A 12,967-nucleotide genomic window follows, 5' to 3' on the forward strand; every position below is an offset into this window, starting at 1 on the left:
CACCGCCCTTACACCCTCCGAAGGATGAGATTCCGCCACGTTTTCTGCGAATGACGAAAATCTACGGCTTCGCCATCGACTGTGAAAAACAGGCCCGTCTCGTGTTCGATCCAAAGCCGGGTGCCGTTGATATAAAGGTGGCCGTTACGACGATCGACGGTCACGTCCATGGCCTCCTTGCCCCATTGGTCGATAACGTACGTGCCTTCGTAAGCGGACCAGTGCGCCGCATCGGGTCCCATGACTTCGCCTGCGCCGTCGTTGTAATCCACGCCGGCTTCCCCCTCGCTGCATTCCAGGTGCGCAGGCATCCCATCGGCCGCCGCGGTGTAGCGCCATTCGACCAATTCGCCCGTTGCGTCCGCCGTGTAGTAGGTGTCCGGCGAGGTGCTGATCAGTGGCCCCTTGATCTCGAGTGCTTCGGATTCAAACCGAAGCCCGTCGGGCTGCGACTCGATGGCGACCTGCAGGTTGCGACCCACATAGGTGCCGGCCAGCGACTTCCTGGCTGCCCCCGTCGGCTGGATGGCGCCGATATTCGCCGCCGTGAGCCTCGGCCGCGAGGGACCGAAGCGCTCAGCGAGCAGGCCATCCACGAGCTTCTTGCCGAAGCGGTAAGGCGCCGACACCGGCCGATTGAACATCGCTGCCCATGCGAGCTTTGCCTCGGGACAGTAGCTGAACACGCAGCCAAAGCCGAAGCCGCCGCCCTTGTGGCTGAGCACGCGCACCGGTGTGTCACCGTAGCGCAGCTCGTTCCGGATCACCCCCAGGCCGTAATCGCCACCCAGGCCGAAACCATGCATCTCATTCCACAAGGTCTCGTCGAGCAGGCCACCGCTTGCGCCGCGCCCGGCATCAAGGTGGAACGCGGCGTAGCTCGCCATGTCGCGCGCACTGATGTACACGCCGCCCGATGCGACGAGAGGCGTCACGAGCGGCACCGTCTCGTAACCCTTTTCGTGACCGACCGCCCGGTTGGCCCGTTGCGTGTAGACGCCGGCATCGGCGGTGGCATCCCGCATGCCCAGCGGCTCAAACAGTTTCTTGCGCAGCCATTCGGCGTAGCTCATGCCGGTGCGTTCCTGCAGGACGAATCCGGCCAGGTCATAGCCCAGGTTCGAATAGCGGTAACGGTTGCCGACGGGTGACCGAAGCCATGTGTCCGCGATGCTGTGGACGTGCTTCGTGAAACCCGCATCACCGGGTTCGTAGTTGTTGCCGACCGGCGCCTCATGGGTGAAGCCGGCACGGTGGCTGAGAAGGTAGCGTAGCGTGATCCGGTCTTCCGGCCGGGCTTCGAAGCGACTGTTCACCCGAAACCACGGCAGGTACCGGGTTATCGGAGTATCCAGGTCGAGCAAACCCGCCTGCACGGCCAGGAGCACGCCGACCGCCGTGAAGTTCTTCGATGTCGACTGGATACTGAAGATCGTTTCCTCGTCCACGGCGCGCGGCTGGTGCCCTCCCGTGGTGCCGAACCCCTCGACCCAGACGGTCTTGCCGTTCTCGATCAGGCATACCGAGGTGCCTTCGATCCCGTTGCTCGCCATCGCCTCGCGAATAGCCGTACGTTCGGCGGTGGCAAGCTTATCCAGGCCGGGTGTGGGACGGTCCGGCGCGGCAGATGCCGGGCCGAGCCTTCCCAGGCCAACCACGCCGACGGCGGCACCTGTAGCGGCGCGGGCGAGGAACGTGCGTCGGGTCGCGTCATGTGTCATCGGCGGTTCTCCTGGGTCTTTGCATGTTGTGTGCTGGCGGGGATGTCCCGCGAGTCAAGCACGAGGCTGAGCAGATCAACGGTGCCGGCCGTGCGCTGCAGATGTGGGATCCGCAAGCCACCGTGCCAGTCGATGGCGACGGTTCGCTGTACGTCTTGATAGGTGACCGTCAGGCTCAGTGGCGCACGAGTGATCGACGACGCGCGCAGCGCGTCATCCAGCGCCTCGAGTGACCATGCGCTGTCATTGACGCGGGTGATACGCCACGCGCTTGCCACCGACTGCGCTGCCATGGGTGAGCCTGAAGCGACGTCCTGGATCGTTCCGTCGGCGGAGATCCATGCGCCGAGCGTCGTCGAGTAGTTGAACACGCCGGATTCCTTCTGAACGCTGTCCGCGAAGGGATTTGTAGCGTTGTCGTAGACGACGGACCACCCCGCGTCAGTCAGCCCGGAAAGCGGCGCTGGCGCATCAACGCGATCAAGCCGTGCTTCAAGGAAGCCACGCCAGTCGATGTCGGCCACGTCATGCAATATGCGGATCACATCGTCTCGGGTGTAGGGCTTTACATTGCCGTCGACTTTGCGCCCGGCGAAGAACCGCCGGCAAAAATCGTCCAGCGATCGCGCTCCGTGCGTGGCGCGGCGAATCATGATGTCCGCCTCGAGCCACACGAGCATGCCTTCGTTGTAGTAGTCCGCGCCGCGTCGATCGGCCGTGCCCTCGTAGGGCGCATCGGCGAACGCAGGGATCGCTGCCGCCGTGTCAACCACGCTTCGCCAGCGCCGGCCTGGGCGCCCGTATTCAACCTGCCCCGCGATGTAGGCGAGGTAATCGAGCGTCTGTTCCTTCGAGACCAGGCCGCTGCGTACCGGCAGCACGATGTCGCCGTAGTACCGCGTCAAACCTTCGTAGACCCAGAGCAGGCTGTCGTCCATGGGCTTCTGCAAATTAGCCGTGGCCAACCCCGCCGGTCGGCGAAACTTTCCATTCCAGGCATGGAAGAACTCATGTGAGAGCACGGTCCATCGATACGAGCGCGATGCGTCCTGGAAGAAATCGGTCGATTCACGCACATCGGAGCTGTCCAGATGCTCCGTGCCATCGTGGCCCAGGACATCGCTCAGGCCAATGAGCCAGACATAATCATCGAGCTTTCGCGAGCCGAGGATCGCTGCCATTTCATCCATGACATGTCCGAGCGACGCCACGACGTCGGTCGGAACCGTCAGTGCCCCAGGGTCGTCGGAGGCGATCCACAGTGCCGCCTGACCGGCATGCGACGGCACCATGACGCGCCGGGTGTGCTCACCGGCAAGCACGGGCGCATCAACCAGGCGCGCGAGGGGTACGGTCGGCAACGTCAGCATGCCCTCGCTGGGGGCCGACGCCTTGAGCGCACCGTCGTAAGCCCAACCCTTTGGAAACTGGACACTCGCCTCGACTGAATACGACGCGGCCGCCGCGCTGGCCGGATACAGGAGCAACTGGCCGAACAGGATTGCAGCCAGATGCGGGGTGACGTTAGGCGACTTGCCGAAGCCCGTACCGAAGGACGACGAAGGCGACAGGTAGTCGACGTCAATCGTGACCTCGTGCGCCCCTTGCGGGACATCCACATGAAACACGAATGCGTCCATGGCATCGCGCCGCCATGGGAGCTCCTGGTCGCCCTGCCAGACGTGCAGGTCCAGCAGCTGCGTGATGGGACCGTTGGGCCGGTGCTCGCCAGGCACCCACTTCGGATAGGCCAAAGCGAGCGGTCCTGGCGACGCAGGCATGGCGATGTGTACGTGCTGCCGGCGCGTCAGGACATCACGCGCATCGATATGCAACTGCATGGGAGCCGTCGCCGCCATTAGCGGGGTGGCAGTAGCGGCCAGCGCACTGGCAAGCGGAAACGCGAGAGCTTGCAAGCCTTTGAAGCGCGGTGTGATTCGGGACCAGACAGACAAGATCGAGGCTCGGGACGTAGGCGGCACAGACGATACGCCCCCATCAGCTCGAAGCCTTGAATTTACTTGACCGCCCACCGGGCCGAAGCCAGAATTCCGTATGGCTTGCGACTGCATCGCACCGACGCTCCCGGGGAGGCTGCGTCACCCATCCCAAGAGAAATTGACCCGCCATCGACACGATTGCGGCTTCGCGGCCGTGGTGCTGCGCGGCAGCTATACGGAAGCCGGTGATCGCGGGCGGATTTGCGTGGCGCCCGGCGACGTCGTGTTTCACGGTGCGTACGAGTCCCACCTCAACGATGTCGCGTGTTCCGGTGCCGACGTACTTGTCGTGCCATGGCGAGGCGAGATCGTGTCCACCCTGGGACGGATCGACGATGTGGACGCGGTGGTCCGCGTCGCCGAGGCGGACATGGACGCCGCATCAGACCTCGTGGCCAAAACCGTCTCCCTGCTGGCGGTCGCACCCATCGACTGGCCGGACCGGCTGGCCGAGGCCATTCGAACGGATCTGGCCCTTAATCTCGAAGCATGGGCCGAAGCACACGGCCTGCGCCCCGAGACCTTGAGCCGTGGCTTCCGCCGCGCGTACGGTACGACAGCTGTTGCCTATCGCGCGCGCCTGCGGACGTTGCGCGCCATGGCTGCCTTGGGATCCGGCAAATCGCTCGCACGGATCGCCGCGGACTGTGGTTTCGCCGACCAGGCACACCTAACGCGCAGCTTCAGCGCGTTGACCGGAACGACCCCGGCGGCGTGGCGACGCCGTCCTTCAAGGGAAACCGCGTGACCTGAGGGGCAATACGATATTACGGTGCGTACCGCCCGGTCCCTGACAGCACCATCGCCGGCGTACTCCGAAGTTGCCGGATGAATCCTTCTACCGCAGGGTAACGTTCGTTCTTCCGGAACACGGCGACGATTCCCGTTGAAATGGCCTTCCCTGCCAGCCGTTTGAAGCGAACCCCGGGAATTGCGAACACACGGCTCAACACATTGGGAATTACGGCAACGCCGGTGCCCAGTGCCACTTCTGAGAGCACCGACGCCAGGCCGCCGGGGGAAGAATGCACCTGCGGCGAGAATCGCCCGCGGCGCGCCACTTCGTAGGTTCCCACCGGCTGCTCCGGCAGGATGAACCGTTCGTGCGCCAGGTCCCTCGCGGCTACCGGCCCCGGCGTCGCCACCAATGGGTGGATGGAAGGCAATGCAACGCAGAAAGCGTCCTCGAGCACGGTGTGCGTGGCGAGCTGCGAGCCGACCTGGACGGGACCGCGGATAAACCCCACGTCCAGATCGCCAGCCACGATCAGTGGCTCTATCTGCTCCATGGGGAATTCGCTCGCGACGAGCCGAACATCCGGGTATTTCTTGCGGAAGCGATCGAGCTGCGGCTGGAGCACCCCGGCGAATACGGCGGAACCCACATAGCCGATCGCCAGTTGCCCGATCTCGCCATGGCTGGCCTTCTGCCCAACGACAAGGGCCCGGTCAAACGCCTCGACGGCGGCCCGGGCGGCGGGCAGGAACGCCTCGCCCGCCGGCGTCAACGCGATGCCGCGGCGACTGCGGAGGAAAAGGGGCGTGCCCACCAGTCGTTCCATGTCCTGGATCTGCACGGTCAACGAGGGCGGTGAAATGCCCAATGCCTCGGCAGCGTGCGCGAACTGGCGATGCTCGGCGGCGGCCAGGAAATAGCGGAAGTGGCGCAATTCCATGGGACACCCATAGATTAGTCAGGAACTAACACAGATTACTCCACGGACCATCGTACCTAACGATCAAAGTGGCTGAAATAGTTTTAGCTGCAATCGAGGAAATGTCCGTGGCCCATGCTGGTACCCCTACCCAGGCGCGCATCGTCCTGCTGCTCGCATCGACGGGCTGCGCACTTACCGTCCTCGACACCAACGTGGTCGGCACGATCCTCCCCATGATCGGCGAACAGCTTCAGGCCGGCTTCTCAGGGATGGAATGGGTTATCACGTCGTATGTCCTCGCCTTCGCCTCATTGCTGCTACCGGCAGGCACCCTGGCGGATAAGTTCGGGCGCAAGCGCACCTTCCTGTTCGGCATCACGGTGTTCGGCATCGCCTCCATCGCGTGCGGTGCGGCGCCTACCATCAGCGCACTCATCGCGGCACGAGCCGTCCAGGGGATCGGCGCGGCCTGCCTTATCGCGCCCGCGCTGGCGATCATCGCCAACCGCTTCACCGACTACGAGGAACGCACCCATGCCTGGGCCTTCTGGGGCACGGCGATGGGGCTCACCATGACGCTCTCACCCCTGATCGGAGGGTGGATCGGCGTGACCTTCGGCTGGCGCATGGCGTTCTACCTCAACGCGCCGATCTGCCTGGCGCTGGTCGTGCTCGTACCTGCCAACGTCAATGAATCGCGGGATCCCACGCCCAGGCGCCTCGATCTCGCCGGCATCGCCCTCTTCGTCCTCGGCATGCTCGGCATCACCGCGGCGTTGATACAGGGTGCGAATACGGGCTGGGACGAACGTGGCGTGTTGGCCTGCGCCATCATGGGAGCCGTCTTCCTCGCCGCCTTCGTCGCGGTCGAGGCCATCCAGCAGCAGCCCATGCTCGATATCCGCCTGTTGAAAGTGCCGGCGTTGATGGGGGCGGTCGTCGTCATGCTTGCCTATGCCGCCTCCGCACAGGTGATGGCATCCCTGTTGCCGCTCTACCTCCAGGGCAGCACGGGTGCGTCACCGCTAGCCGCCGGCGCGATGATGCTGCCGTTTGCTCTCGCCATGCTGGTATTTCCCGTCGTCGGGAGGCGCCTTGCGCGTCGGTACGCCAGCTATCAGCTCCTGGCCGCGGGGCTGCTTCTTTCGGCACTCGGCAACGGATGGCTGGCCATGGTGGCGAGGAACACCTCTGGGACGGGCTGGCCGCTGTTCGCCGCGATGGCCGTCCTCGGCGCCGGGGGCGGGTTGCTGAACGGCGAGACCCAGAAAGCCGTAATGGTCCACGTGCCACCCGAACGCTCCGGTATGGCCTCCGGCATCAGTACGACCGCGCGGTTCAGTGGCATCCTCGTGGGCTTCTCGGTGCTCGGTGCCGCCATTGCGCAATCGGTCCGCGGGACGATCGATGCACAGCCACACCCGGGCCTCATGGTCACGGAATCAATGAAGGCAAGTGTCGTCGCAGGCGATTTCAAGGCACTCGCGGGGCTGCCACGCGAGTCCCTTACTACCCTTCGACTCGATTTTGCGCACGGCTTCTCCGCTGCGTTCATCACTGCCGCACTGGCAGCGGGTATGGCTACCGTCGTGGTCTGGCGCACCCGCCATCGATAGCGTCGGAATCTTGCAAGTCAGCGACGCACCGGCTGGGTAAGTTGATGCTGGCAAAACTGCAGCCCCTGACTACCGAGGATCATCCCTTGCGTAAACTCATCTATGCCCTGGCTGGCCTCGCCCTGGCCACGCCCATGGCTTACGCCGCTGAAGACTTCTCGGTCGGCCCGCAATACGACACGACGCACGTCTATGTCGCGCCTGCGGACGTCGATGCATTCGTCCGCAGCTTCGCTGCCACCTTCGGCGGCCAGTCGACGAAGCAGGCCATCGCGACCGTGACGCCCACGGCCTCGAGTACGTCGACACAGCTGGTCCGCACGCCATCGGGCGCCGTATCCGTCTTCGGGTTCCGAACACCGGTGCCCTACCCGTTTGGCGCCGAGCGCACTGGTTATCTCGTCACCAACGTGGACGAAGCCGTCGTCGCGGCCAATGCACATGGCGCAGCCACGCTGGTTGCTCCGTTCGATGATCCCATCGGCCGCGATGCTGTCATCACCTGGCCTGGCGGCGTGAACATGCAGTTCTATTCACACACCACGAAGCCCGATTACCCCGCGCTCGAACACGTTCCCGAGAATCGCATCTACCTGCCCGCGCAAAGCGCCGAGAAGTTCATCGAGGCATTCGTAGCTTTCGCGCATGGGAAAGTGGACTCGGACGTGAAAGCTCCCGGCACCGAAGTGGGCCAGAAGGAAGGTGACTATCGCAGGGTGCGCATTTCATCGCGGTTCGGAAAGGCCACCGTCATCGTGACGCAGGGCCACCTCAACTGGCCCTACGGCACGGAGCTGACCGGCTACGAGGTAAGCGACCTGGTGGCCACTCTCCAGCGCGCGCGTGACTCGGGCGCGAAAGTCGTGGTCGACGCGCACGCCGAGGGCGAGCGCAAAGCGGCCATGGTGCAGTTCCCCGGTGGACACGTGGTCGAGATCCATAGTCTGGCCCGCTGACGCTCAGGCCCCTCCCCATGGCTAACTGAGCTGCATCGGCCATGGGGCGCGCCTAGACGATTCTGGCTTCCGGAAAAACCCACTTTCCGGACAGAATCTCCTCGCGCGGACGATACAGCCGCACCATATAGTTCCACCCTGGAACGATGGGAATGCAGTTTCCCCGTGCCCCATCACACCCGCCGAAGCGGATGGTTACGCCGCCGTCGGGATCTTTTGCGGCCGTTAGATTGTTGTAGGCATAGATGCCCCGGTCATTCGGGGGAATGTACCCCTTCTCGTCATACACAATGACCGACCAGAAGGCATCGACCGGGACGTCCTTTACCCGGAGTTCGTACACCGTCTTCCCGTCATTCTGCCCGGGTGTGATATTGAGGTAGGTGGCATCCTGTGGAGGATTGGCGCCCCAGGCTGCCGCACCTCCGACGAGCCGCTGAACAGGGTCTACCTCACCACGCTTGCCAAAGCCCTTGCTCGTGTTGGGCATTGTCTTGGCAAGCATGAGCAACGCAGCGCGCACCGCGTCCTGGCTTTCATGGTCCCACTCAGGCACCTCGAAGCGTCCGGGGCCACCGGGCTGCCTGACCGACACGGCATCCTGGAGCGCATGCACCTTGCCAAGGTCGTCAGCGTCGCCGGGATCAAGCAGCGTACGCAACGCGACGAGAACGTAGCGCGTGCCTATCGCCTCCCGCGTGAATTCGTGGGGCAAGGTGTCGTAGAAGACGAAGGGGACGTATTGATCTTCGTCGAGAACCTCCATGGACATGAAGCGCCCCTTTGTATCAGGGAGCGTTACGGTCACCGGGCCTGCGTCGAGATCGAAAACCGCTGCCGAATAGACGGTATCCCGGTTCTCACGAATGATGTTCTGGTTCTCGATCGGGATCAGCTGGCGCCGGTGGCAAAACCTGCCGAATCCGCCGTCCTTGACGGCGATAGCGGAGAAATAGAGATCCGTCTCAGCGCGCATGAAGTTGTCAGGCGTAACGGTGATCGACATGGGGCATCCTCGCGTCAGCTTGGCGCAAGAATGCATACGACTCCATGCGGCGTCGTCAGAAAGGCCGCGGAGACCACCCACGCAAATCTACTTAGACAGACGCACTCAGCGAGAACGAAGCATGGCAAGAAGCACGGTAGCACCCGGCCCCGACGACGCCGGGTTCTGCCCAGTCACGAGCAGGCCATCGACCAGCACGTAGATCTTCCAGTCCTCCGTCTTCGAGAAGATGCCGCCGTTCTGCTTCAGCGAATCCTCGACCAGGAATGGCACTACGTGGGTGAGCTGCACGGCTTCTTCCTCGGTATTGGTGAAGCCCGTGACCTTCTTGCCCTTTACCAACCAATTGCCGTCTGGCCCTTTGACATGCCGCAAGACACCGGGCGCATGGCAGACGAACGCGATGTACTTGCCCGCGGCATAGAACGACTCAATCAGCTTGATCGAGTCCGCGTCCTCCGCCAGATCCCACATCGGGCCGTGGCCACCGGGATAGAACACCGCATCAAAGCCATCGTGCGACACCTCGGACAGCTTCACCGTCTTCGAAAGCCGGTCCTGGGCTTCCTTGTCCTTTTTGTAACGTGCGGTGAGTTCAGTCTGGAATTCCGGATCGTCGCTCTTGGGATCGAACGGCGGCAGGCCACCCTTGGGCGATGACAGCACCATCTCGACGCCGGCCTCCTGGAACACGTAATAAGGCGCCGCGAATTCCTCGAGCCAGAAGCCGGTCTTCTTGCCCGTGTTACCGAGTTGGTCGTGGGACGTGATCACCATCAGGATCTTCATGACTGCACCTCGTGGGTTAGCGGGAGGTGGCATGGATCGCGTCGCCACGGTGTCCGCAAATCAATGCGGCAAGCGTGGCGCCAGGTCGGTGTTATTTCTTGCCCCAACCCCGCAGGGATTGGGATTTCTTACCCAGCCACTAACTGCACTGCCGGGCAGAATTAATGAGACTGCGGCCCGAAGCCGCCTGGGGCGACTCCATCCGGATCAGGACAAGGGAACTCAGGCGGCCATCGTTGCGAACTTCGATCTGGGCAAGGATGCCCGGCGTGGATGCATCCACCACGTGCATCTCCCGGTCATCGCCCTTTGCCGCGGCGCTACTCTGCGGGTAAGTCTTCTGGATGACCGGCAGCAGGCATGCGACGAATGCATCGGGGCTGCGCGTCGTGCTGAAGCTTGTAAACGGCGAGGTGCGGGTCACGGGTTCCCCGGCGGAGGCGAGTGCGGGGCAACCCAGGCAAAGCAGTACGGCAACGATCAATGTGCGCACAGTGACTCTCCCTTGCGAATGAGCGGACGACCGCCACGCGTTCGGCGGCAGACCATTCTGCGCGCAAATGCCCGCGGCCACCAGCCGGGATGCGGAGCCACGTGACGGGGGACATAGGCCCTTAGGCCAATCGCGCCTCGTCCGGCCGGGCGCCAGAATAAGCCGCCTTCCGCCTGAGTGCGATCCATGCGCACCGTATTGATGTGTCACGCCGACGATGCCTTCGACCGCCAGGGCCTGGCGGCCTGGCTGGCGTCGTTCTCCGACCTTGCCGGCCTCGTCCTTATCGAGGAAACCGGCGAGCAGAAATGCGCCCGCATCCGTCGGGAATTCCAGCGCGTGGGGCCATGGCGCTTCCTGGACGTGCTGGCCATGCGCTTCTACTACCGCTTCCGGCTCGCGGCAGCCGACCAGGCATGGACCGAGGCCAGCCTGGCAGGCCTCCGGGCCCGCTTCGGCGACGTGTCCGGCGTACCCGAGCTCCGTGTCGCCAGCGCGAACGCCCCGGAAGTAGCCGCGTTCCTGAAAACCTGCGCCCCCGACGTGATGATCGCCCGCAGCAAGCAGCTCCTGGCGCGGAAGATCTATCGCATCCCCCGCCAGGGTTGCCTGGTCATGCACCCCGGCATCTGCCCGGAATACCGGAACGCCCACGGCTGCTTCTGGGCCATGGCCGAGCGCGATCTCGACCGCGTCGGTCTCACCCTGCTCCGCATCGATGCCGGCGTCGACACGGGGCCGGTCTATGGCTATTTCACCTATGCCTTCGACGAGGCGAACGAATCGCATGTGCGGGTGCAATACCGCATGGTCCTCGAAAACCTCGACGCGCTGGCCCAACGCATCCGCGACATCGCGGCCGGTACGGCTCGTCCCCTGGACGTGGCAGGCCGCCAAAGCGGCGTATGGGGCCAGCCATGGCTGAGCCGTTATCTGCGCTGGAAACGAGCCGCCCTCTCCAAACTACCCATTACAGCGGCCGCCGAATGAGCCTGGTTACCCTCATGTACCACGATGTCGTGTCGCCCGGCCGCTGGGACGATAGCGGCTTCACGGGTAGCGCAGCGGCTCATTACAAGCTCGAAACCGCGAACTATCTCGCCCACCTCGACGCCCTGCGCGCCACCGGAGCCCTGTTCGCCGAACCCGACGCTGTCGCATGCGGCAACTATCAAGGTTGCCTCCTGACCTATGACGATGGCGGCGCTAGCGCATCTGCTGCTGGAGAGGCCATGCGACAACGCGGCATTCGCGGCTGTTTTTTTATCACCACGGCTCGCATCGGCACACCCGGGTTCGTCAGCGCGGAAGACCTGCGCGCCCTGCACCGGGATGACCACCTGATCGGCAGCCACTCGCACACTCATCCGGCGAACATTTCCCAACTCAATGCATACGCGCTGCGCGAAGAATGGCGACGAAGCGTGGACACGCTCGAACAAATCCTCGGCGCGCCGGTGAGCACCGCTTCAGTGCCTGGCGGCTTCATGTCCACGCCCGTGCTGCGCGCCGCCGAAGCCGCGGGAATACGAACCTTGTTCACCTCGGAGCCCACCACGCGTGAGTGGCATAGCGGCATCTGTGTGGTACTGGGGCGCTATGCGCTGCTGCGTGACTCCGCCCCTGCCGTGGCCGTCGCGCTCGCCAGTGGAGAAGGTGCCGCTCGAATGAAGCAATGGGCAGCCTGGAACGTCAAGAAGCCGCTCAAGCGCTTCGCCGGCCCGATCTACCGTCTCGCCCGCGCACGTCTCCTGCACAAGCAAGTGTCGTCACAACGCGACACCCCCGGCACCTCCTGAGCTTTCGTCGGAGCCCGGCCTGTGGGCTATACAAATCGCGCCTAACTGCCGAAATTGCGCATCACCCTTCATCCCGCCCCGTGCGAATACTCGTGCGATGTTCTGAACTGCGAGCGGCAAATTCGCTCCCATCCTCATTTTTGTGTATAAGCCGAAACAGAAGATGGCGTTCACGGCAACGGAACCCGAGGGGTCGGGCCGCCGCTTGCGCTTTACGGAACCGCGTCCTGTCCTGGATAGGCGACATGGAGCCTTCGAACATAGCCAGCAGCAAAAAGCGCGAGCGGTCGGCTTTCCTTTTGCTCACCGTCGCGCTCTTCCCGATCCTGGCGGTCGCGCTGGTCGTCGTTTTCGGTTTCGTCGTCTGGTTCTGGCAGATGTTCGTCAGTGGGCCTCCCGGACCACCCGGAGGCTAACGTGAGCCGCCCTGACCTGGCACGCCGAGCACTGCTTCGAGGGCGCCCCCGCCCGGAGCCTGCCATTCGCCCGCCCTGGGCGCTGGCCGAAGCGGCATTCCTCGACGCCTGCACGCAATGTCGTGCCTGTGTCGACCAATGCCCCGAGGGCGTGCTTGCGCTCGCCGATGGCGGCTTTCCTGTCTTCGATCCGATGCTCGGGGCGTGCACCTTTTGCAGCGCATGTGCAGACGCCTGCGCGCCACGCGCGCTGGACAGCAACGCCGTGACACCGGCATGGCACTCGTACGCCCGAGTGAACGAAGACGAATGCCTGGCCACGCTCGGCGTCGTCTGTCGAAGCTGCGAGGACGCCTGTGGCGATCGCGCCATCCATGTTCGTCCGCACGGCGGAAGCGTTCCCACGCCAGGTGTCGACAACGACCGGTGTTCCGGGTGCGGTGCCTGCGTATCCATCTGTCCCAACCTGGCGATTAGGTTGCACCTGTCAACCGTATAGGTTCCAAGGAGCCG

13 protein-coding genes are annotated in these 12,967 nt (G+C 63.9%); 7 read left to right on the plus strand and 6 right to left on the minus strand.

What is annotated here, in order from left to right; genetic code table 11:
- Positions 1–8 precede the first annotated feature (8 nt).
- Both ACZ6YI_RS08750 and ACZ6YI_RS08755 read right to left on the minus strand, forming a co-directional pair.
- Entirely contained in the window at positions 9–1,721 is a 1,713-nt protein-coding gene (locus tag ACZ6YI_RS08750) for a serine hydrolase domain-containing protein (RefSeq protein WP_465778298.1), read from the minus strand.
- On the minus strand, positions 1,718–3,793 hold the full coding sequence (locus ACZ6YI_RS08755; protein ID WP_465778299.1) for a M61 family metallopeptidase: 2,076 nt from the start codon (positions 3,791–3,793) through the stop codon (positions 1,718–1,720). The genes ACZ6YI_RS08750 and ACZ6YI_RS08755 overlap by 4 nt, the downstream gene beginning before the upstream one ends.
- 46 nt (positions 3,794–3,839) lie before the next feature.
- Here ACZ6YI_RS08755 and ACZ6YI_RS08760 point away from each other — a divergent pair, with 46 nt between their 5' ends.
- Entirely contained in the window at positions 3,840–4,469 is a 630-nt protein-coding gene (locus ACZ6YI_RS08760; RefSeq protein WP_465778300.1) for a helix-turn-helix domain-containing protein, read from the plus strand.
- Between the two features lie 19 nt (positions 4,470–4,488).
- On the opposite strand, the gene ACZ6YI_RS08765 is transcribed toward ACZ6YI_RS08760, so the two are convergent.
- Positions 4,489–5,397: a LysR family transcriptional regulator gene (locus tag ACZ6YI_RS08765; protein ID WP_465778301.1), complete on the minus strand. Its 909-nt coding sequence runs from the start codon at positions 5,395–5,397 to the stop codon at positions 4,489–4,491.
- Positions 5,398–5,504: 107 nt separating this feature from the next.
- On the opposite strand from ACZ6YI_RS08765, the gene ACZ6YI_RS08770 reads away from it, so the two are divergent.
- Entirely contained in the window at positions 5,505–6,995 is a 1,491-nt protein-coding gene (locus tag ACZ6YI_RS08770) for an MFS transporter (RefSeq protein WP_465778302.1), read from the plus strand.
- An 86-nt stretch (positions 6,996–7,081) separates the two neighbouring features.
- Positions 7,082–7,951, plus strand: a complete 870-nt coding sequence (locus tag ACZ6YI_RS08775) for a glyoxalase (RefSeq protein WP_465778303.1) — start codon at positions 7,082–7,084, stop codon at positions 7,949–7,951.
- A 52-nt stretch (positions 7,952–8,003) separates the two neighbouring features.
- On the opposite strand, the gene ACZ6YI_RS08780 is transcribed toward ACZ6YI_RS08775, so the two are convergent.
- The 3 genes from ACZ6YI_RS08780 to ACZ6YI_RS08790 form a co-directional block, all read right to left on the minus strand.
- On the minus strand, positions 8,004–8,957 hold the full coding sequence (locus ACZ6YI_RS08780; RefSeq protein WP_465778304.1) for a DUF1254 domain-containing protein: 954 nt from the start codon (positions 8,955–8,957) through the stop codon (positions 8,004–8,006).
- 105 nt (positions 8,958–9,062) lie between these two features.
- Positions 9,063–9,746, minus strand: a complete 684-nt coding sequence (locus tag ACZ6YI_RS08785) for a type 1 glutamine amidotransferase domain-containing protein (protein ID WP_465778305.1) — start codon at positions 9,744–9,746, stop codon at positions 9,063–9,065.
- A 139-nt stretch (positions 9,747–9,885) separates the two neighbouring features.
- Positions 9,886–10,239, minus strand: a complete 354-nt coding sequence (locus ACZ6YI_RS08790; protein ID WP_465778306.1) for a hypothetical protein — start codon at positions 10,237–10,239, stop codon at positions 9,886–9,888.
- Between the two features lie 186 nt (positions 10,240–10,425).
- Here ACZ6YI_RS08790 and ACZ6YI_RS08795 point away from each other — a divergent pair, with 186 nt between their 5' ends.
- The 4 genes from ACZ6YI_RS08795 (at position 10,426) to ACZ6YI_RS08810 (ending at position 12,953) form a co-directional block, all read left to right on the plus strand.
- On the plus strand, positions 10,426–11,229 hold the full coding sequence (locus ACZ6YI_RS08795; protein WP_465778307.1) for a formyltransferase family protein: 804 nt from the start codon (positions 10,426–10,428) through the stop codon (positions 11,227–11,229).
- Positions 11,226–12,038, plus strand: a complete 813-nt coding sequence (locus ACZ6YI_RS08800) for a polysaccharide deacetylase family protein (protein ID WP_465778308.1) — start codon at positions 11,226–11,228, stop codon at positions 12,036–12,038. Before ACZ6YI_RS08795 ends, ACZ6YI_RS08800 begins: the two co-directional genes overlap by 4 nt.
- 245 nt (positions 12,039–12,283) lie before the next feature.
- Positions 12,284–12,454, plus strand: a complete 171-nt coding sequence (locus ACZ6YI_RS08805; protein WP_465778309.1) for a nitrate reductase — start codon at positions 12,284–12,286, stop codon at positions 12,452–12,454.
- A gap of 1 nt (position 12,455) precedes the next feature.
- On the plus strand, positions 12,456–12,953 hold the full coding sequence (locus tag ACZ6YI_RS08810) for a ferredoxin-type protein NapF (RefSeq protein ID WP_465778310.1): 498 nt from the start codon (positions 12,456–12,458) through the stop codon (positions 12,951–12,953).
- Positions 12,954–12,967 lie beyond the last annotated feature (14 nt).

It is taken from the genome of Luteibacter sp. NPDC104163, from assembly GCF_055584245.1.

What these genes read in the sequence shown, in the direction of transcription:
- ACZ6YI_RS08750 (WP_465778298.1), bottom strand. Translation starts at nt 1,721, where the DNA reads ATGACACATGACGCGACCCGACGCACGTTCCTCGCCCGCGCCGCTACA.
- ACZ6YI_RS08755 (WP_465778299.1), bottom strand. Translation starts at nt 3,793, where the DNA reads ATGCAGTCGCAAGCCATACGGAATTCTGGCTTCGGCCCGGTGGGCGGT.
- ACZ6YI_RS08765 (WP_465778301.1), bottom strand. Translation starts at nt 5,397, where the DNA reads ATGGAATTGCGCCACTTCCGCTATTTCCTGGCCGCCGCCGAGCATCGC.
- ACZ6YI_RS08780 (WP_465778304.1), bottom strand. Translation starts at nt 8,957, where the DNA reads ATGTCGATCACCGTTACGCCTGACAACTTCATGCGCGCTGAGACGGAT.
- ACZ6YI_RS08785 (WP_465778305.1), bottom strand. Translation starts at nt 9,746, where the DNA reads ATGAAGATCCTGATGGTGATCACGTCCCACGACCAACTCGGTAACACG.
- ACZ6YI_RS08795 (WP_465778307.1), top strand. Translation starts at nt 10,426, where the DNA reads ATGCGCACCGTATTGATGTGTCACGCCGACGATGCCTTCGACCGCCAG.
- ACZ6YI_RS08800 (WP_465778308.1), top strand. Translation starts at nt 11,226, where the DNA reads ATGAGCCTGGTTACCCTCATGTACCACGATGTCGTGTCGCCCGGCCGC.
- ACZ6YI_RS08805 (WP_465778309.1), top strand. Translation starts at nt 12,284, where the DNA reads ATGGAGCCTTCGAACATAGCCAGCAGCAAAAAGCGCGAGCGGTCGGCT.